Genomic DNA, 18,158 nt, shown 5'->3' on the forward strand with positions numbered 1-18,158 from the left:
CAAGGACGCTGTGAAAGTCCTTCTGTTCATCATTTTAGTCTTCCTCCCTTGCATGGTTGGCATCCAGCAGCTTCAGAGATGCAGGAGCCACTTACACGGCGCGCACGGTATTCCTGAGCGTGCCGATTTCTGAAATTTCACAAACCACCGTGTCCCCGCCTTTTAGGAACTGAGGTGGGTCCATTGCGTATCCGACGCCAGACGGCGTGCCGGTCGCCAGTACGTCGCCCGGTTCCAGGGTCAGGCCTTCTGATAGGGATGCGATCAGCGTTGGAATGTCGAAAATCATGTCCGACGTAGTGCCGTTTTGGCGCTGTTCTCCGTTGACTGTTATTCCAATGGACAATGAATGCGGATCGCTGACCGCGTCAGCAGTCACTATCCAGGGACCCAATGGGCAAGAACCATCTAAACCTTTGCCTTTGAAATACTGCCCACCATGTCGGCGTTGAATGTCGCGTGCGGTGATGTCATTTAGGATAGTATAGCCGTATACATGGTCGTATGCGTCAGCCTTGGCTATATTTCGCCCCGGTTTCCCAATCACAACTGCCAGTTCAACTTCATAGTCAATGGCTTGTGAGACCGAGGGGAATATCAGAATGTCTGCCTCTGGCGCCACAATCGATGTCGGCGGTTTTGTGAAGAAAACCGGATGCTCTGTTACACCAATTTTTTGGTTTTGTGCACGTTCGCCCTCGGCGATGTGTTCAGCGTAATTGCGCCCCACACAGAAAACGTTCTTACGCGGGGAAGGAATTGGCGCGAGAAACGGCGCGTCATCCGGGACCAATGCGTCCTTTAGATTACCTACTTCGGCCGATAAAACGAGGCTATTCAAAACGCCAAGCGTATCTTCTCCGCCTGCGATCAGCTGCTGCATTGAACCCGCGTCCAGCGCTTTGCCAAGCACTTGCGCTGCGCGCAAAACGTCCAACTTGCTGCCATCGTTTAGTATTGCCACGCAAACGGCGTGGCCTTCTACGGAAACAGTTGCTAACCGCACTCGGCACTCCTCCCTCGTGCTGATGTCAAGCTGTGGTCACGGATACCGTCCAGCGACTCGTTTTTTGCTTTTGTCTTGCCCTTGAGTTTTTTCCGACTTGGCGTTTCAATCAATCAACCAATCACCAAATTGGGTGGAGATATGAACGCACCAACCGAACTCGCGCAAAGTGTACGCGACCTGATTAACAATGCCGGCTACAGGCATAACGACAGGCTCCCACCTGAACGTGAGCTGTGTTCAAAACTCGGGACAACTCGCAATCAGTTGCGAAGAGCGTTGGCAGAGCTTGAGGCCCAGGGGTTGATCTGGCGTCATGTGGGGCGGGGAACATTTGTTGGTTCCAGGCCGGTTCTCAACCTCACCGATGTAACTTATTTGGGCAACCAAATTAAACCTGAGCAGGTTGTATCCGTTAGATTTACGATCGAGCCGCAGCTTAGCCGCCTCGCAGCGCTCCATTCCACACGTTCCGATCGTGAGCAAATGAGGCTTTGCGCGGACAAATGTCGTACCGCAGAGGATTGGCGCACGTACGAAGCTTGGGACAATAATTTGCATTACGCTATAGCTCGCTCCACTCGTAACCAGCTCTTTTTATACTTCTTTGAGACTTTGAATTCAGTTCGAAGATCGATTGTTTGGGGGCAGCCACGCGAAACTTTAAAGCCCACAGAAAACTATTCCAGCTTTAGCGAACATGATGTGATCGTGTCTGCCATAGCAAAGGGCGACTGTGAGCTTGCGGCCAGTGCCATGGTGGATCACCTGAAATCGGTTTATTCGCGGGTGCTGCCTACGAGCATCCAGTCCGACAGCTGAAGTGGCGCTGGCGCCCAACCAATTCGGGAAATGGTCGGGGCAGATTGTGGCCGTTGGTCTTGCAAAACAGCCTGAATTTTGGCGATGACTTGGTAAGCCGCCGCGTCCGTTTGAATGTGGCGTGGCATCGATCGGAAGGTATCTGACCGTTTGGAAATCCGATCTTTGGCAGTTAAACGTCCAGGAGGAAAGCGATGTCAGATCATGTAATTCCAGCGCCGCAGGTGCATGTCATACCCGTAGCGAGCGGCGGCACGTTCCCGGTCCGGCGTGTCTACTGCATTGGGCGAAACTACGCGGCGCATGCAATTGAAATGGGCCATGACCCGAACCGGGAACCTCCATTTTTCTTTCAAAAGAACCCGAACAATTTGGACCCTTCAGGGGAATTCCCGTACCCTCCACACAGTTCCGACGTGCACCACGAAGCAGAAATGCTTGTTGCGCTCAAGTCCGGCGGCACGAATATCTCGGTGGACGATGCATTGGATCATGTCTTTGGGTACGGCCTTTCGCTTGATATGACCCGTCGCGATCTGCAAGGACAGATGAAAAAGATGGGCCGCCCGTGGGAAATTGGGAAAGCGTTTGAGCGCTCGGCGCCATGCGGACCAATTCACAAGGCATCAAAGGTCGGGCACCTCGACAGAGGTCCGATTACTCTGACGGTGAATGGTGAAGTTCGGCAAGAAGGCGACTTGAACCAAATGATTTGGAAAGTCCCCGAGATGATCTCGTACCTGAGCGACTACTTCGAGCTTGCGGCCGGGGACGTTATCCTTTCAGGGACACCTTCTGGTGTTGGTCCCGTCAACCGAGGGGATGTTATGGTCTTGGCCGTCGACAAGCTGGGCAGCCTGAACGTACGCGTGACTTAGAACCTGCTGCGACGACCTTACATTGCGAAAGAAACCGACGCTTTTGTAAACGGACAACAGATGCCCCATCTAGTCGCTGAATTGATCGCACACAACGCAGACACTGCAAATGCCATTGGCGCCCCTGGCCGGTCTTGGTTGAGCTATCTTGGTTTGCGCGAGCATTGCGCGAAGGTCAAAGAGGATCTGCATCAGATCGGAGTAGGGCGCGGTGACAGGGTGGCAATTGTGTTGCCCAACGGACCAGAGATGGCGACGGCATTCATATCCGTTGCCCAAGTGGCGACGACGGCGCCCTTAAACCCTGCATACACTCACGAAGAATACGTATTTTACCTCAAAGACTTGAAGGCCAAGGCTCTACTTGCAAGCGAAAACGAAAATGGTCCTGCCGTAAAGGCGGCGAGGGACCTTGGCATCGCTATCCTGAGGGCGTGTTGCGACAGTTCACATCCAGCTGGGCAGTTTTCCATTTTATCCTGTGACCCGATTGGCGAGGCTGATACATCCGCACCGGGCGAAGATGACGTTGCCCTGATCCTCCACACGTCAGGAACAACGTCGCGTCCCAAGATCGTTCCGCTGACGCAGGCTAATATCTACGCGTCCGCGAGAAATGTGGCTTCATCTTTGAAACTGACAATCGATGATCGTTGTCTGAGCATCATGCCGCTGTTCCATATCCATGGGCTGATCGCAGCAGTCGCAGCTACTTTAGGCGCCGGATCGCAAATTAGCTGCGCCCCTGGGTTCAACGCTCTTAGCTTTTTTTCACAGGTCGCTGAGGTTGATCCGACTTGGTACACGGCGGTTCCGACGATGCACCAGGCTATTCTGACCCGAGCTGCACGAAACCAATCAATCATTGATCAATCGCGGTTGCGCTTTCTTCGATCTTCTTCTGCTTCCTTGCCCGCACCAGTCATGGAAGAGTTGGTGGCAACATTTGATGCACCCGTTATCGAAGCCTACGGCATGACAGAGGCCGCGCACCAAATGTGTTGCAACCCGCTTCCTCCGCAAAAGCAAAAGTCCGGATCTGTTGGAATAGCTGCAGGCCCCGAAGTCAGAATTGCGGACGAAACGGAAAATGTATTGATCGCTTCGCGTGATGTTGGAGAAATCGTTATCAGCGGTCCGAACGTGACACCGGGATACGAGAGCAACCCGCAGGCAAATGCAGACAATTTCTTTGAAGCGGATGGAAAGCTTTGGTTTCGCACCGGTGATCAGGGGTCGTTCGACGAAGAGAATTATCTGCGTCTGACCGGACGCCTCAAAGAGCTGATCAATCGCGGTGGAGAAAAAATCAGCCCACTTGAGGTCGATGCCGTGCTTCTGAGCCACCCGGACGTTGCTCAGGCAGTTTGTTTTGCCGTTCCACACGAAAAACTTGGCGAAGACATTGCGGCGGCGGTGGTGCTCTCAGAAGGAGCCGCGATTGCAGGTCAGGAAGTTCGGGATTTCGTCGGCGCTCGGCTCGCAAAGTTCAAGGTGCCGACTTCAGTGGTTATTCTCGAAGAGATTCCAAAAGGCGCGACTGGTAAGATACAAAGGATCGGGCTGGCCGCTAAATTGGGACTGGCAAAGGCTTAGACACATGAAAGTTTGCATCTTTGGAGCCGGAGCTATCGGAGGTTACGTGGCAGCGAAGCTCGCGCAGACCGACGTCGACGTCAGTGTCATTGCACGTGGCCCACATCTGGCTGCAATGCAAGAAAAAGGGCTGACTCTCCTTGAGGATGGGCGGGACCCGATCAACGTGCCAGTACGCGCCTCAGACAATGCCGCCGATCTTGGCCCACAAGATTATGTCTTTATCACACTAAAAGCGCACTCTGTTCCAGCAGTTGTGGACACAATGCAGCCGCTGATTGGAGCCGAAACAACACTAGTAAGTGGGGTGAACGGGGTGCCTTGGTGGTACTTCCACAAACTGGATGGTCCCTACGAAGGGACGAGGTTGCGGTCTTTGGACCCGGGTAACGTGCAATGGAACGGTTTCGGGCCGGATCGGGTTCTTGGATGTGTCGTCTACCCAGCCGCAGAAGTCGTTACTCCGGGAACTATCAAGCATGTCGAAGGCAATCGTTTTTCGTTGGGCGAGCCTGATGGTTCCAAAACAGACCGCGCTGCCAAGTTTTCGGTGGCACTATCCGCCGCTGGGTTGCGTGCGCCCGTGAGACCAAGAATTCGGGACGAAATTTGGCTGAAACTATGGGGTAATCTGTCTTTCAACCCTATTTCCGCTCTTACCCACTCAACACTTGATGTATTATGTACCAATCCGGGCACACGCTCTGTGGCGCGCGGAATGATGCTAGAGGCTCAGGAAATCGCTGAGAAACTTGGGGTCAGGTTTCCGGTAGATGTTGAAAAACGTATTGACGGCGGGGCAGCAGTTGGCGCCCACAAGACCTCTATGTGGCAGGACTTGGAGTTGAGCCGACCAATGGAAATTGACGCACTGGTCACTTCGGTGCAGGAATTGGGGCAACTGACCGGGATCGCAACGCCCACAATCGACACTGTTGCATCACTGATACAACTGAGGGCAAAGGTCGCGGGTCTCTACTAAGTTTCTGCCAGCGATCATCTGAAGAGATCAGTTTTGGGCGAGCGGGGAGCTGAATAGCGATCCGGCGCTACAAAACGCATCTCTTTCAAGCGTCTTGTCAGAAGAGCTTTGCTTGAGCGGGGCAGGAAGCTTTCGTAGCTTTTTCTCATGGAACGATGATCCCCCAGTATTTCAAAACCAGTCCCGAGATCATCCGTCTGGCGGTGATGCTGTACATCCGTTTCCCGCTCTCGCTTCGGAATGTTGAAGACTTGTTGCACGAGCGAGGCATCGACGTGAGTCACGAAACTGTCCGATATTGGTGGAATAGGTTTGGCCCAATGTTTGCTGCTGAGATCAGGCAGAAGCGTGTTCAGAAACTGCGCGCATTCTCGAAATGGAAGTGGCACGTGGATGAGTTTTTCGTGAAGGTGAATGGCAAGCGGCATTATCTTTGGCGGGGTGTTGATCACGAGGGCGAAGTGCTGGAAGCAGGCGTCACCAAACGACGAAACAAAGCTGCCGCATTGAGATTCCTCAAGAAATTGATGAAGCGACACGGAAAAGCGGAAAACAATTTCACGGATCGATTCGCATCCTATAAGGCTGCGCTCAGACAATTGGGTGCACTCGAAAAACAAAGGACGGGCAGGTGGCTCAACAACCGCGTTGAGAATTCGCAACTGCCGTTTCGACGGCGCGAACGTCCGATGCAGCGTTTCAGGCGAATGCGAAGTTTGCAAAAGTTCGCCGCCGTCCATTCCTCGGTCTACAACCACTTCAACCAGGAAAGATCGCTGGCCAGCAGAGATACCTTCAAGCTGACACGCACCGCCGCTCTTGCCGAGTGGCGCGGTCTTTGTACCGAATAAAGGGCAGCTTTACTGGCCTAGCTGAGACTGGTTCGAATTTGTCTGACAGCACCACCAAAACCACGCTTGACCTGATAGGTGGGAACAAAGTTTGCGACAGAACCTCTGAATCAGGTGTGTCGCAAAATTTAGAGTAGCCAAAACTCTGCAATAGTGCCGTCAACTTTAACGGTTTTCCGAAACGTTAGAACTTTTGGCTTCCCTCACGTAAGCCAATTGTGTACGTGCTATGTTGCTTGAAATTGCTAGCGCTAACATCTCGAGCTCTACCACCGACTACGTTGGAGACAATCGTGAAGAAACAGAAAATTGAAGAATCCAAAATCCGTGAAGCAGCATACCTTTTTTGGCTGGACGAAGGTCAGCCTGAAGGGCGCGAACAGGAGCATTGGTTAAAAGCCGAAGATGCGCTGAATGCAGTTCTGCCTAAGGCAAGGACAACTCGTCAGGTTTCCGCCAAACCACGTGGTGCAAAAGTAAAAAATGCATCAAAGAATGCGGCGGCAAAAAGGTCCTCGACCGCGACTACCCAGAAGAAGTCTCGTGCGCAGTAATCTTACATAATACGTAGGTCGGACCGTCCTACGTATTCAGCCCTAAAGGAGGTGCTGTTAGGGGTTTCCTAATTTATCTCTCTTCAATTGCCCAAAGAAGTTGACAAGCTAGTAGACCGATGAGGAGCACTCTTGTTTGAAGCTTTTCAAGTTCGGCAATCTACCTGAGCACGCACGCTCGGAACCCGTGACGGCGACAAGACCCGGTGTTTTGATGAAAATCAATCTACGGCCGTCACGACTATTGCTGCTTCAAGATGAGCTGCTGACTAATTCGATCGTGGTGTTTTCTATTACCATCCAGTGCTCCGTTTCCAAATTCTGTGGTAATTTGAGATTTCCGGGTGTGCATCTGCCGAAAGCCAAGGAAGAATTACAAAGCGTATGCATCAAACGGTCACTTGCTACCCTGTACGAGAAAATTTCCTAAAGTAGACTTGAAGAACGTGATAATCTCCGTGACCATCGACTGCGGAGTAACGCCACTATGTCAATCGGATCATCGGGTGCAGCCCATTTCGACCCTAGAACAATAGAGATTGATACCTCTAGAGTTCTGGCGCGCCGATCAAAGCATTACGCCGTCATTGATGTGGGTTCCAATTCAATTCGGCTTGTCGTCTATGATGATCTTTGTCGAGCGCCATTCCCCCGGTTTAATGAGAAATCACTGGCGGCACTTGGTGAAGGCCTGGATGAAGACGGTAATTTCACACAAGAAGCAATTGACCGTGCCTTGCATGCAATAACGCGCTTCAAGGCAATCACTGAAGCGATGGGTGTGACCAGAGTCGACATACTTGCAACGGAAGCGATGCGAAAGGCCAAGAATGGGTCGGAATTGGTCGCAAAAATTCGGGATTTGACAGGTGTTGAACCAAAACTACTGTCAGGTGATGAAGAAGCAACCTACGCGGCCTTCGGCGTGATATCCGGTTTTTTTCAACCGCGCGGAATGATTGGGGATATTGGTGGTGGAAGTCTCGAAATCGCGGAAATTCTTGGCGACCGCGTGGGAGAGCGCAAAGTAAGCATGCCCTTAGGCGCATTGCCGGTCCGAGCAATGATGGGACAGAGCTACAAGGAAGCAAGAAAACGCGTCGACGCCATTCTGAAAGACGGTTTGCCGCCTGTGCTGACGGACTCGACATTTTATGCAGTCGGTGGCGGTTGGCGGGCTCTGGCGCGAATTCATATGGCGATGAACGACTGGCCGATCAGCGTCGTACACGCCTATGAACTTCCTGCAGAAGAGGTCTCGGACTTAGCCAAATCGATCTCACGAATGTCACCTGAAGAAATAGCGAAACTTCCGGATGTGCCAAGCCGGCGCGTCGAGACTTTGTCGGCTTCGGCACTGGTGATGTGGCGGGCACTTCGAAGGTTGAAATCCGACAAAGTTATCTTTTCTGCGCTCGGCCTTCGGGAAGGGTGGTTGTACGCACAATTGGATGAGGAAGAGCAGTATCGTGATCCATTGATCGAAGGGGCATTGGCCACTGGCCTTCCCGACGCCCGTGTTCCCGACTTCTCCGAAGCGTTGGCACGGTGGACGGATAACCTCTTCCCTGCCGAGATTCCAAATAACCGTCGCGTTCGGCTGGCGGTATGCGCGCTAACCGATATCGCTTGGCGCGATCACCAGAAAGTACGCGCCGCCGAGAGCTTTTTGCGCATCCTGCAATTTCCGTTTATCGGAATAACCCACCCGGAACGGGCATTTCTAGCCACTGCCGTCATGGCGCGCTACGGGGGCAAACCAGCGAAACTGGACACCAGGGCGACGGATACATTGACATCCAATGCCGTGAGGAAAGCAGAATTTCTTGGAGGCGCTTTGCTTTTGGGTCATCGGTTTTCAGCAAGCGTGCCGAAGATCCTCGAACACGCCAAGATCATTGTGGACCCGGATGTCCTTCGCCTGGTCATCGAAGAGTCCTCGGAAGTGCCCGACAGTGATGCCGTAAAGGCCCGTATGGCGAAGCTGGCGAAGGTTTTCGGTCTGGATGCATCAATCGAAACGCAGGAGGGCGGTCAGGCGGACTCCAGCCCTTGAGTCAGATCACGCGTCATCTACGTAGGCGATTAGAGCGGCTTCGCAGCCATTCGCCCAAATCATTGTCAGCCATTTCGAGAATGCATCAGAAAATGGTCCGGCTTCACTCAATTCGCCGTAAATCCGGCCTTGATTGAGCCACACAGCCGGGTTTGATGCCGCGGCAAAGGCGTTTTGTGACAGTTGATCCCAAATCGGATCATTTGCCTCGATGACGCTGCCATCTTCGCGCGTTCCTGCGCACATGCGTGCCCACAGAGCTTCGACAAGCGCGAGGCCTTCAACGGACCGCCCGGCTTGCAATTGGTCCCGAAGGATCGGCAAAACGAACCCAGTATGGCGCGCCGAGCCATCGAAGGCAACGCGGCGGGTGGTGTCGACGATCCGCGGGTTGGAGAACCGGCTTTCGATGAGGCTGATATATTCAGCCGGGCTTTTGCCCGGTACAGCGGCTACCGTGGGCGCGATTTCCGTTCTCTGCACTTTGCCGAAGAATGACGAAATAACAGAGTGCTGCATACATTCGGAAATCGTCCTGAGCCCGAGCACTTCGCCAACATTGGCAAGGACCTGGTGCCCAGCATTGAGGATTCGGATCTTCATGGTTTCGAATGCGTGAACGTCATCGGAGAAGGTTGCGCCAACCGCGTCCCAGTCTGGGCGTCCGGCACAGAAGTTGTCTTCGATTACCCATTGGCGGAATGCTTCGTGGGTAACCACCGCGTCATCGTCGATACCGAAGTCCTTGGCAAGCGCCAACTCGTTTGGGCCAGTGGCAGGAGCGATACAATCCACCATCGAGTTGGGGAAGGTCGCATTTGCGTCGATCCAATCGGCTAGATCAGGGTCGGACAGACGCGCCAGAGACACCACGGTCTGACGCAGGATGTCACCGTTGCCTTGCAGATTGTCACAGCTCAGTCCCGTAAATGCTCCACGCCTTGCGTCGCGTCGCAGCCTCAATGCGGCCACCATGGCACCAAATGCCGTGCGCGGTGAGTCGGGGTGGGCTGCGTCGTGCTGAATATCGGGGTGGTTGGAGTCGAACTCCTTGGTGACAGGATCGATGTAGTATCCGCTTTCTGTCACAGTCATGGCGACGATACGAATGGCAGGTTCCGCCATTGTGATGATCAGTGCCCCATTGCCGTCCTCGATTGGCAGATAATCGATCATGGAACCAATGACCTCGGCCGAAACTTTTTTCGGGTCGAGTTCGATCAGAGTTGTAAGGCAATCCTGAGCAAGAAGTTTTTCGCGCATGGCGGCATCATAGGGGCGCACGCCGGCGCCTATGATGGCCCAATCATGCGCTTTGCCCTCCTGCATCAGGCGGTGCAGATACCATGCCTGATGTGCACGGTGGAAATTGCCGACGCCGATATGCACGATGCCCGGTTGCAGGGTTGTGCGATCATATCGTGGACGTTCAACAGCCAGTTGATCGAGTGTCGCATTCGAAAGGGAGATCAGCTCATCCATTGTCCACCATCCACGTTGTAGGTTTGGGCGACGATGTAATCCGCCGCGTCACTGGCGAGAAACACAGCCATGCCGGTCAAATCGTCCGGTGTGCCCATGCGCCCGTAGGGCACTGCGGCACCGACTTCCTGTTTCTTTTGCCCCGGGGCCTTGTTTTCGTACTTGGCAAAGAAAGCGTCTACGCCGTCCCAATGCTCACCATCGACGACACCCGGAGAAATGGCGTTCACGTTTATGCCGTGCCGGATCAGGTTCAGCCCGGCGGATTGAGTCAGGCTGATCACTGCCGCCTTGGACGCGCAATAAACAGCGACTAGCGGTTCACCACGCCGCCCGGCCTGACTGGCCATGTTGATGATTTTGCCGCCTCGTCCACGCTTGATCATGTGGCCGGCCACAGCCTGCATCGTGAACAGCGTTCCTGCCACATTGATGTCAAAGACGCGCTGGTAATCATCGCGCTCGATTTCGACAATAGGAGCGGCGGTAAAAAGCGCGGCGTTGTTAACCAGAATGTCGATGTGACCGAACTCTGCCACCGTAAGCGCTACTGCTCTACCTATGCTGGCCTGGTTGGTCACATCCAAGGCAACTCCGATAGCACTTTCGCCCAACGCGGCAGCGCATTCGCGGGCGCCATCGATATTGATATCTGCGATGGCAACCCGCGCGCCCTCGTTAACATAGGCCTCCGCAAAGGCCCGCCCGATCCCTCGGGCAGCACCAGTAATCAAGGCTGTTTTTCCAGCCAGTTGCATCAGACAATCCTCAGACCCTGAGCGTCGAACTTGTGCAGCTTGTCCATTTGCGGAGTCAGAAAGATCGTGTCGCCGTGCTTGGCCTGTATATCCCCGGTAATTCGCACGGTGACCATGTCGGCAAGACCCGTGTCATGAACGTGAATGAAGGTGTCCGAACCAAGGTGTTCGGCCACACCGACAACACCTTTCCAAGTCCCTTCCGTCATGCTGACATCCGTGTGCTCAGGGCGGATGCCAATGGTGGTTGCCCTGTGTTTATTGGCCTCGGCCCCACCGATCAGGTTCATCTTCGGAGATCCGATAAACCCTGCGACAAATTCGTTGCGCGGGTTGTGATAGAGCTCCAGTGGAGAACCCACCTGTTCAATTACACCGGCACGCAGGACAACGATCTTGTCCGCCATGGTCATGGCCTCGACCTGATCGTGCGTAACATAGATCATCGTGGTCTTGAGCCGTTCGTGCAGTTCACTGATTTCCAGCCGCATACCAACGCGCAGGGCCGCGTCGAGATTGGACAACGGCTCGTCGAAAAGGAACGCTGCCGGTTCCCGCACAATGGCGCGGCCGATGGCGACACGCTGACGCTGACCGCCAGACAACTGGCCCGGACGCCGGTCCAGATAGTCTGTGAGGTTCAGCGCCTTGGCGGCACCTTCGATGCGGCGTTTTTGCTCGTCTTCATCGATCCCAGCCATTTTCATCGGGAACGCGATGTTCTTACGTACAGACATGTGCGGATACAGGGCATAGGATTGGAAGACCATTGCCAGACCGCGCTTAGCCGGAGGTACATCGGTTGCATCCGATCCGTCGATTTCGATGTGACCAGACGTGATGTCCTCGAGCCCGGCAATCAGGCGCAGCAGCGTAGACTTACCGCAGCCCGAAGGCCCGACAAATACCGTGAACTCGCCATCTTCAATCGTGAGGTCCAGAGGCGGAATGACTTGAACATCTCCGAAACTTTTAGTCACTTGGTTGAGTTTAATTTGTCCCATTGGTCAAGTTCCTTATTTGACGGCGCCGAAGGTCAAGCCGCTGACAAGTTGTTTCTGGCTGAACCAGCCAAGAATGAGGATTGGCGCAATGGCCATAGTGGAAGCTGCGCTGAGCTTAGCGAAAAACAGGCCTTCGGGGCTGGAATAGCTGGCAATGAAGGCCGTCAGCGGTGCTGCATTGGCTGCCGTCAGGTTCAGTGTCCAGAACGCTTCGTTCCAGGCCAGAATGAAGTTTAGCAGCAAGGTCGAAGCAATGCCGGGAACCGCCATAGGAGTGAGGACGTAGAGGATTTCCTCTTTCAACGTCGCCCCGTCCATTCGTGCAGCTTCCAGGATCTCACCGGGGATTTCCCTAAAGTAGGTATACAGCATCCAAACGATGATCGGCAGATTCATCAGCATGAGGATGATCACCAGCGCGCCCCGGCTGTCGAGGATGCCAAGCTTGATGCAAATCAGATAGATGGGGTACAGGACGCCTACCGCTGGAAGCATCTTGGTTGACAGCATCCACAGCAGAATGTCCTTAGTGCGCTTGGAAGGTACGAACGCCATCGACCAGGCCGCAGGCACCGCGACGATGATGCCCAGAATTGTCGAGCCACCGGCGATTATGATCGAGTTCCAAAGGAACCGGGCGTAGTTCGACCGTTCCATCACAACTGAATAGTTCTCGAGCGTCCAATCAAAGGCCAGAAACACCGGAGGGTCGGCAATCGCCGTAGCCTCAGTCTTGAAGCTGGTCAAGACGGTCCAGAGGATTGGGAAAAAGATCAGCAGACCAATGCCCCAAGCGGCGGCGGTGTTGATGATTTTACGTTGTTGAGTAACTGCGCGGGCCATTTTTTCCTCCTCACGCGTCCAGGTTCTTGCCGACGATGCGCATCAAGAAGATCGCAACGATATTGGCGAGAATGATTGCATAGACACCACCGGCGGACCCGAGGCCTACGTTCTGACTTTCAAGTACACGCTGGAAGATCAGGTAGGTCAGTGTACGGGTGCCAAATGCACCTCCGGTTGTGACAAAGATTTCCGCGAAGATCGCCAGAAGGAAGATTGTCTGGATCAGGATCACGATCGTGATAGCCCGGCTGAGATGCGGAAGGGTGATGTAACCAAAACGCTTCAATGGTGGCGCACCATCCATTTCGGCGGCTTCCAACTGCTCACCGTCCAGCGACTGGATTGCGGTCAGCAGGATCAGCGTGGCGAAGGGTAGCCATTGCCAGGATACGATCATGACAATCGAAGGCAGGGAAGCCTCGGACAGCCATGAGATCGGCTCGGCTCCGAAAAAGCGCCACAGATGGGCGAACAATCCATTCACCGGGTCCATGAACATGTTTTTCCAGACCAGAGCTGACACGGTCGGCATGACAAAGAAAGGTGCGATCACGAGGATGCGGACGACACCTTGCCCCCACATCGGCTGGTTCAGCAGGATAGCCAGCAAAACACCGAGGACGACCGTTATCAGAAGAACGCCGCCGACAATGGCCAGCGTGGCGCCTACTGCAGGCCAAAACGCGCTAGAAGTTACGAATCGGACGTAGTTTTCGAAACCAACCCACCCAAGGTCTCCACCACGTAGCGGAAGGTATTTCTTGAATGAGAACATCAGGGTCATGATCAGCGGCACGAGCATCCATCCGAGGAGCAAGATGACCGCTGGTGCCATCATGAAGCGAGCCGCTGATCGAGAATGTTGGGTTGCCATGGGGCATACCTCCTCTGTTGATCGCCATAAGGCCATCTTAAACGGAGCTGCGGTTAAAAGAGAAAAATGGGGCCCGAGGGTACAGGGGAGAAAGTGCACCCCCGGGCGGGGAACGCTTAGCGGTAGCCTGCGGCTTCCATAGCGTCGTTGGTCAGAGCCTGGGCCTTGGCAAGCGCTTCTTCCACGGTCTGCTGACCGGCATAGACTGCCGAGAACTCCTGGCTGACTTCGGTTGCGATGCCAGCGAATTCAGGAATTGCAACGAACTGGACACCTACATATGGAACCGGCTTCACAGTTGGGTTTGTCGGATCCGCTGCAAGAATCGAGTCCAGCGTCATCTGAGCAAAGGGGACTTCCTTGTAGTTCGGGTTTTCGTACAGCGAAGTACGCGCACCCGGGGGTACATTGGCCCAACCTTCATTCTCAGCGACGAGCTCAATGTAGTCTTTCGAGGTGGCCCACTCGATGAACTCTTTCGCGGCTTCTTCTTTTTGTGTACCGGCGGGAACAGCCAGAGCCCATGCCCACAGCCAGTTGGCTTTCTTGTCAACGCCTTCGCTATTTGGGGCGAGGGCGAAACCGACCTTGTCAGCGACCGTCGAGTCGTTGGGGTTGGTCACGAAGGATGCGGCAACGGTTGCGTCAATCCACATGCCGCATTTGCCCTGCTGGAACAAGTTCAGGTTTTCGTTGAAGCCGTTGGTCGCGTAGCCCGTCGGACCGGATTCTTCCATCATTCCCACAAAGAAGTTAAGCGCCTCGGCCCATTCCGGCTGATCAAATTGAGCATTCCAGTCTTCATCAAACCAGCGGGCTCCGAAAGAGTTGCCGGTCACGGTGATAAAGGCGCCGCCTTCGCCCCAACCGGCCTTGCCACGCAGACAGATGCCGTTGATGTCATTATCGCGGTCGGTCATGGCCGCCGCTGCTTCGCGGATGAACTGCCAGGTTGGCGCTTCGGGCATTTCCAGTCCGGCCTTTTCCATCAGGTCCGTGCGGTACATGATCATCGAGCTTTCGCCATAAAACGGCGCGGCATACAGCGTGCCATCGTGGCTCAGACCGGCGCGCATGGCGGGAAGGATGTCGTCCGCATCATATTCTGCCGACAGGTCGTCGAGCGGAACCAGCCAGCCGTTCGCGCCCCAGATCGGTGTTTCGTACATGCCGATTGTCATGATGTCGAAGGATCCGCCCTTGGCGGCGATATCAGTGGTGACACGCTGACGCAGTACGTTTTCTTCCAGAGTTACCCATTCAACCGTGTGGCCGGTCTTGTCGGTAAAGTCCTGGGTCAACCCCTGCATACGGATCATATCTCCGTTGTTCACGGTCGCGATGACAAGGTTTTCTGCCAAGGCGCCGCCCGCGGTGACGAGCGTCATGGCTGTCGCTGCGCAAAGTGTTTGCTTGAATGACATCCCAAATTTCCTCCTCGTTGGATGATGGATAGCACTCTAGCCAATATAATGACGCGAAGTCAATTAAAAATTAACGCGCGTAAAGAAACTATAAAGCGGGCGCGTTTTTAATAGCTTAGGCGGAGTCTCGCATAATCAAACGACCTTCAAAGAGTGTTTCCTGCCGATCGCGCAGGTTTTCTTCCGTCTCGAGTACTCCAAACAATGTATGTACTGCTCGATTCGCAATTGCTTCGTAGTCCTGCGCGATTGTCGTCAAAGGAGGGCAAGTGAACTTTGAAAATGGATGGTCGTCATGACCGGCTATCCTGATGTGGCAACCAGCGGTCTGACCGACGCGCATCCCAAGACCATAGGCGGCAGATAACATGCCTATGGCTAGGCGATCATTGCTGCACAATACAGTGTTGGTGGGAAACACATTCTCAGCCAGCAACCGACCTCCTTCGTCTCGACCGATTTCTTCAAAATTCCACCCTTTTCCATTGGCTTGAAAGATATGCGGCTTATGCCCGTGCCGTTCCATACTTTCGATATACGCCGTACGGCGCTTTTTGGCATTTGGATTGGTTGGAAATTTCATTTCAAAGAAACATGGTGGCTCGCCGCTTCGACACAGGTATTCAACCATCAAATCGATGCTTTGGGTATTGTTGGTGCCAACGAACGCTTGACCGACGCCACTGATGTTCGCGTCAAAAAGCACCAGCGGAAAATCTGCTTCAAACGTTTTGACCAGATCTTTTTCTGAGAGGCGCCCGAATGGCGCAAGTAGAACGCCGGCAGCTTTCAAAGACCGGAGTGACGTAAGGTTGTCGCGTTCCATCTCTGGGTTGCCATGCGAGCTAAGCAGGATAGGGCTATATCCCGCCTCGATACAGGCAAGTTCAACCCGACGCGCGATCTCCGAGAAAAACGGGTCAGCCAGATTTGGCACGACAACGCCAATGTTCTTGGTTCTGCGCCGGTTCTGGTTCATTGCGAACACATTCGGGTGATAATCGTGTTCCTCTAACGCGGTCTCGATTTTCTTCCGTGTGGTCGCGCGGACGCTATCCGGATCGTTGAAGTATTTCGATACAGTCGGGCGGGAAATTCCGCTGACTGCGGCAAATTCTTCCATATTGCGAATTCTGCGTTGTGCCATATTTCCCCACACCAATTTAAAATATTGCGCGCGTCAATTATTGTCAAATTTAGGGATGCAAACTTGGGATTGTCAAGCGCCCGACCTTCATTTGCTCGTCAGTCTGGGTTTGAATCGGATACGGGGCGTGTTTGATCGTAGATGCTGAGATCGCGTTGGAAAAATTTTCGTTCAGACGGCCAGCTTTTTCAGCAACCTGCAGGTCGATGCATCTTTTCCATTTGGTGCCGCACCTTTAACCATTGGTAAGAGCATATTGGCAAGTTCTTTGCCAAGCTCGACGCCCCATTGATCAAAAGAGTTGATATTCCAGATCGCACCTTCGACAAACACGCGATGTTCGTACAGAGCAATGATCTGCCCCAAGACGAAAGGGGTCAGTTTGGGGAATGCAAGTGTGATCGAAGGCCGGCTTCCTGGAAAAACCCTTTGAGTCGCCTGGGTATGAAGTTCGGAGCCGTCGTAGCCCAAATTTCGGGCAATCGCTAACGCCTGATCATAGGTGCGACCCAGCATAAGTGCCTCGGATTGTGCAAGACAATTCGCTTTGAGAAGGTCATGATGTTCTTGCAAAGCGGGTTCATGCCCTTTGGCCGCGATCAGGAATTCAGCAGGAGCAACTTCGGTTCCTTGATGCAAGAGTTGGAAAAACGCGTGCTGCCCGTTGGTTCCCGGTTCGCCCCAGACGACCGGGCCAGATGCATGGCTCAGTTCTTTGCCGTCTAACGTTACCCGTTTGCCGTTACTTTCCATATCCAATTGCTGAAGATATGCAGGCAAGCGGCCTAAGCGTTCATCATAGGGCAGAATGGCTCTGGAAGAATACTGGCATATGTTTCGGTGCCAAATTCCTACCAACCCCAGAAGGACTGGAAGGTTGCGCGCGAATGGTGCGGTTTGAAAATGTGTGTCCATTGCAAGACCGCCCGCAAGAAACTCGCGGAAGTTCTTGGGGCCAATCGCCATCATTATCGGTAGGCCAACTGGCCCCCAGAGCGAATACCTACCGCCTACCCAGTCTGCGAAACCAAAAACTCGCGTGGGATGGATTCCCATTTCCGCTGTGCGTTCGAGACTGGTGGAAACGGCGGCCAAGTGGTCTGCGACAGCTTCACCAACACCGGCTTTCAACCATCTGAGGGCAGATTTGGCATTGGTCATGGTTTCAATGGTGGTGAAGGTTTTCGAAGCAATGATCACCAGCGTACGTCGTGGATCCAGACCGCAAAGGGTGTCTGTCAAATCTGCGCCATCGACATTGGAAATGAAATGGCATCGTGGTCCAATATGATACGGGGCCAGCGCTCGTGTCGCCATGGCGGGGCCAAGATCGGAGCCGCCAATTCCAATGTTGACTACATCTGTGAACCGTTCGCCGCCTGACGCCAAAATTGTGCCGGATTGGACGGCTCGGCAAAAGCTTTCCATCCTGGACAGCGTAACTTCGATACCAGGTCGCACGTCTTTTCCATCAACGATTAACGGTACAGTGTTGCTTGCACGCAAAGCGGTATGCAGGACCGCCCGATCTTCAGTCTTGTTAATCTTTTGTCCTGCAAACATGGCCTCGCGCTTGGCGGCAACTTCAGTGTCTTCGGCCAATCTGATCAGCAACGCCAAGGCTTCGTGATCGATATTGGTTTTGGAAAAATCTAGCAGAAACTGATCCGTTTCCGCTGAGAAATGATCCATTCGGGTCGTGTCGTCAAACAGCGAATTTATGCTTCGATCCTTCGCAGACGAAAAATTCTCTTTAAGTTTGCTCCAGCAGTTAGTCATGTGTCTTCTTCCGCTTCTATGTCCTTAGTCTTATGCCGGCCTCTTGTGTTTCGATGCGCAGATAGCGCTAACATCGCGCCTCAAAAAAAACGCCGACAA

Annotated in this window: 17 protein-coding genes; 8 read left to right on the forward strand and 9 right to left on the reverse strand. The window is 53.7% G+C overall.

The window, feature by feature from the left end; genetic code table 11:
* Positions 1 to 91 precede the first annotated feature (91 nt).
* Complete coding sequence (locus GOW09_RS09900) at positions 92 to 883, reverse strand: fumarylacetoacetate hydrolase family protein (protein ID WP_253282550.1); 792 nt, start codon at positions 881 to 883, stop codon at positions 92 to 94.
* Positions 884 to 1,087: 204 nt separating this feature from the next.
* Here GOW09_RS09900 and GOW09_RS09905 point away from each other — a divergent pair, with 204 nt between their 5' ends.
* From GOW09_RS09905 to GOW09_RS09940, 8 genes are all read left to right on the forward strand, one after another.
* On the forward strand, positions 1,088 to 1,828 hold the full coding sequence (locus tag GOW09_RS09905; RefSeq protein ID WP_254441775.1) for a FadR/GntR family transcriptional regulator: 741 nt from the start codon (positions 1,088 to 1,090) through the stop codon (positions 1,826 to 1,828).
* A gap of 194 nt (positions 1,829 to 2,022) precedes the next feature.
* A complete protein-coding gene (locus GOW09_RS09910; protein WP_171117828.1) occupies positions 2,023 to 2,706 on the forward strand; it encodes a fumarylacetoacetate hydrolase family protein in 684 nt (227 codons plus the stop codon).
* Between the two features lie 60 nt (positions 2,707 to 2,766).
* On the forward strand, positions 2,767 to 4,302 hold the full coding sequence (locus GOW09_RS09915) for an acyl--CoA ligase (protein WP_171117830.1): 1,536 nt from the start codon (positions 2,767 to 2,769) through the stop codon (positions 4,300 to 4,302).
* A 4-nt stretch (positions 4,303 to 4,306) separates the two neighbouring features.
* A complete protein-coding gene (locus GOW09_RS09920; RefSeq protein ID WP_171117833.1) occupies positions 4,307 to 5,284 on the forward strand; it encodes a 2-dehydropantoate 2-reductase in 978 nt (325 codons plus the stop codon).
* Positions 5,285 to 5,439: 155 nt separating this feature from the next.
* Positions 5,440 to 6,135, forward strand: coding sequence for an IS6 family transposase (locus tag GOW09_RS09925; protein WP_171117835.1), 696 nt, complete (start codon positions 5,440 to 5,442; stop codon positions 6,133 to 6,135).
* 293 nt (positions 6,136 to 6,428) lie between these two features.
* On the forward strand, positions 6,429 to 6,689 hold the full coding sequence (locus tag GOW09_RS09930) for a DUF2934 domain-containing protein (protein ID WP_171117837.1): 261 nt from the start codon (positions 6,429 to 6,431) through the stop codon (positions 6,687 to 6,689).
* 136 nt (positions 6,690 to 6,825) lie between these two features.
* Positions 6,826 to 7,119: a hypothetical protein gene (locus tag GOW09_RS09935; RefSeq protein ID WP_171117839.1), complete on the forward strand. Its 294-nt coding sequence runs from the start codon at positions 6,826 to 6,828 to the stop codon at positions 7,117 to 7,119.
* Between the two features lie 57 nt (positions 7,120 to 7,176).
* Positions 7,177 to 8,745 (forward strand): Ppx/GppA phosphatase family protein, encoded by a 1,569-nt coding sequence (locus GOW09_RS09940; protein ID WP_171117841.1) that lies wholly within the window; start codon positions 7,177 to 7,179, stop codon positions 8,743 to 8,745.
* A 6-nt stretch (positions 8,746 to 8,751) separates the two neighbouring features.
* Here the strand turns inward: GOW09_RS09940 and GOW09_RS09945 are convergent, their stop codons facing one another.
* The 8 genes from GOW09_RS09945 to pgi form a co-directional block, all read right to left on the reverse strand.
* Positions 8,752 to 10,227: a mannitol dehydrogenase family protein gene (locus tag GOW09_RS09945; protein WP_171117843.1), complete on the reverse strand. Its 1,476-nt coding sequence runs from the start codon at positions 10,225 to 10,227 to the stop codon at positions 8,752 to 8,754.
* Complete coding sequence (locus tag GOW09_RS09950; RefSeq protein WP_305849002.1) at positions 10,215 to 10,988, reverse strand: L-iditol 2-dehydrogenase; 774 nt, start codon at positions 10,986 to 10,988, stop codon at positions 10,215 to 10,217. Before GOW09_RS09950 ends, GOW09_RS09945 begins: the two co-directional genes overlap by 13 nt.
* A complete protein-coding gene (locus GOW09_RS09955; RefSeq protein WP_171117847.1) occupies positions 10,985 to 11,989 on the reverse strand; it encodes an ABC transporter ATP-binding protein in 1,005 nt (334 codons plus the stop codon). Before GOW09_RS09955 ends, GOW09_RS09950 begins: the two co-directional genes overlap by 4 nt.
* A 12-nt stretch (positions 11,990 to 12,001) precedes the next feature.
* Positions 12,002 to 12,832 carry a carbohydrate ABC transporter permease gene (locus GOW09_RS09960; protein ID WP_171117849.1) on the reverse strand — a complete coding sequence of 277 codons (831 nt, stop codon included), beginning with the start codon at positions 12,830 to 12,832 and terminating at the stop codon, positions 12,002 to 12,004.
* A gap of 10 nt (positions 12,833 to 12,842) precedes the next feature.
* The gene (locus tag GOW09_RS09965; RefSeq protein ID WP_171117851.1) at positions 12,843 to 13,709 is read right to left on the reverse strand and encodes a carbohydrate ABC transporter permease; all 867 of its coding nucleotides are present in this window, start codon (positions 13,707 to 13,709) and stop codon (positions 12,843 to 12,845) included.
* A 116-nt stretch (positions 13,710 to 13,825) separates the two neighbouring features.
* On the reverse strand, positions 13,826 to 15,133 hold the full coding sequence (locus GOW09_RS09970) for a sugar ABC transporter substrate-binding protein (protein ID WP_171117853.1): 1,308 nt from the start codon (positions 15,131 to 15,133) through the stop codon (positions 13,826 to 13,828).
* Positions 15,134 to 15,248: 115 nt separating this feature from the next.
* The gene (locus GOW09_RS09975) at positions 15,249 to 16,280 is read right to left on the reverse strand and encodes a LacI family DNA-binding transcriptional regulator (protein WP_171117855.1); all 1,032 of its coding nucleotides are present in this window, start codon (positions 16,278 to 16,280) and stop codon (positions 15,249 to 15,251) included.
* Between the two features lie 171 nt (positions 16,281 to 16,451).
* The gene (gene pgi, locus GOW09_RS09980) at positions 16,452 to 18,059 is read right to left on the reverse strand and encodes a glucose-6-phosphate isomerase (RefSeq protein WP_171117857.1); all 1,608 of its coding nucleotides are present in this window, start codon (positions 18,057 to 18,059) and stop codon (positions 16,452 to 16,454) included.
* Positions 18,060 to 18,158: the final 99 nt, after the last annotated feature.

Source organism: Ruegeria sp. HKCCA5463 (assembly GCF_013034175.1).
Taxonomy (GTDB): domain Bacteria; phylum Pseudomonadota; class Alphaproteobacteria; order Rhodobacterales; family Rhodobacteraceae; genus Ruegeria.

Coding starts and splice junctions, on each gene's coding strand:
- GOW09_RS09900 (WP_253282550.1), bottom strand. CDS start 883: ATGCAGCAGCTGATCGCAGGCGGAGAAGATACGCTTGGCGTTTTGAAT.
- GOW09_RS09910 (WP_171117828.1), top strand. CDS start 2,023: ATGTCAGATCATGTAATTCCAGCGCCGCAGGTGCATGTCATACCCGTA.
- GOW09_RS09915 (WP_171117830.1), top strand. CDS start 2,767: ATGCCCCATCTAGTCGCTGAATTGATCGCACACAACGCAGACACTGCA.
- GOW09_RS09920 (WP_171117833.1), top strand. CDS start 4,307: ATGAAAGTTTGCATCTTTGGAGCCGGAGCTATCGGAGGTTACGTGGCA.
- GOW09_RS09925 (WP_171117835.1), top strand. CDS start 5,440: ATGATCCCCCAGTATTTCAAAACCAGTCCCGAGATCATCCGTCTGGCG.
- GOW09_RS09940 (WP_171117841.1), top strand. CDS start 7,177: ATGTCAATCGGATCATCGGGTGCAGCCCATTTCGACCCTAGAACAATA.
- GOW09_RS09945 (WP_171117843.1), bottom strand. CDS start 10,227: ATGGATGAGCTGATCTCCCTTTCGAATGCGACACTCGATCAACTGGCT.
- GOW09_RS09955 (WP_171117847.1), bottom strand. CDS start 11,989: ATGGGACAAATTAAACTCAACCAAGTGACTAAAAGTTTCGGAGATGTT.
- GOW09_RS09960 (WP_171117849.1), bottom strand. CDS start 12,832: ATGGCCCGCGCAGTTACTCAACAACGTAAAATCATCAACACCGCCGCC.
- GOW09_RS09965 (WP_171117851.1), bottom strand. CDS start 13,709: ATGGCAACCCAACATTCTCGATCAGCGGCTCGCTTCATGATGGCACCA.
- GOW09_RS09970 (WP_171117853.1), bottom strand. CDS start 15,133: ATGTCATTCAAGCAAACACTTTGCGCAGCGACAGCCATGACGCTCGTC.
- GOW09_RS09975 (WP_171117855.1), bottom strand. CDS start 16,280: ATGGCACAACGCAGAATTCGCAATATGGAAGAATTTGCCGCAGTCAGC.
- pgi (WP_171117857.1), bottom strand. CDS start 18,059: ATGACTAACTGCTGGAGCAAACTTAAAGAGAATTTTTCGTCTGCGAAG.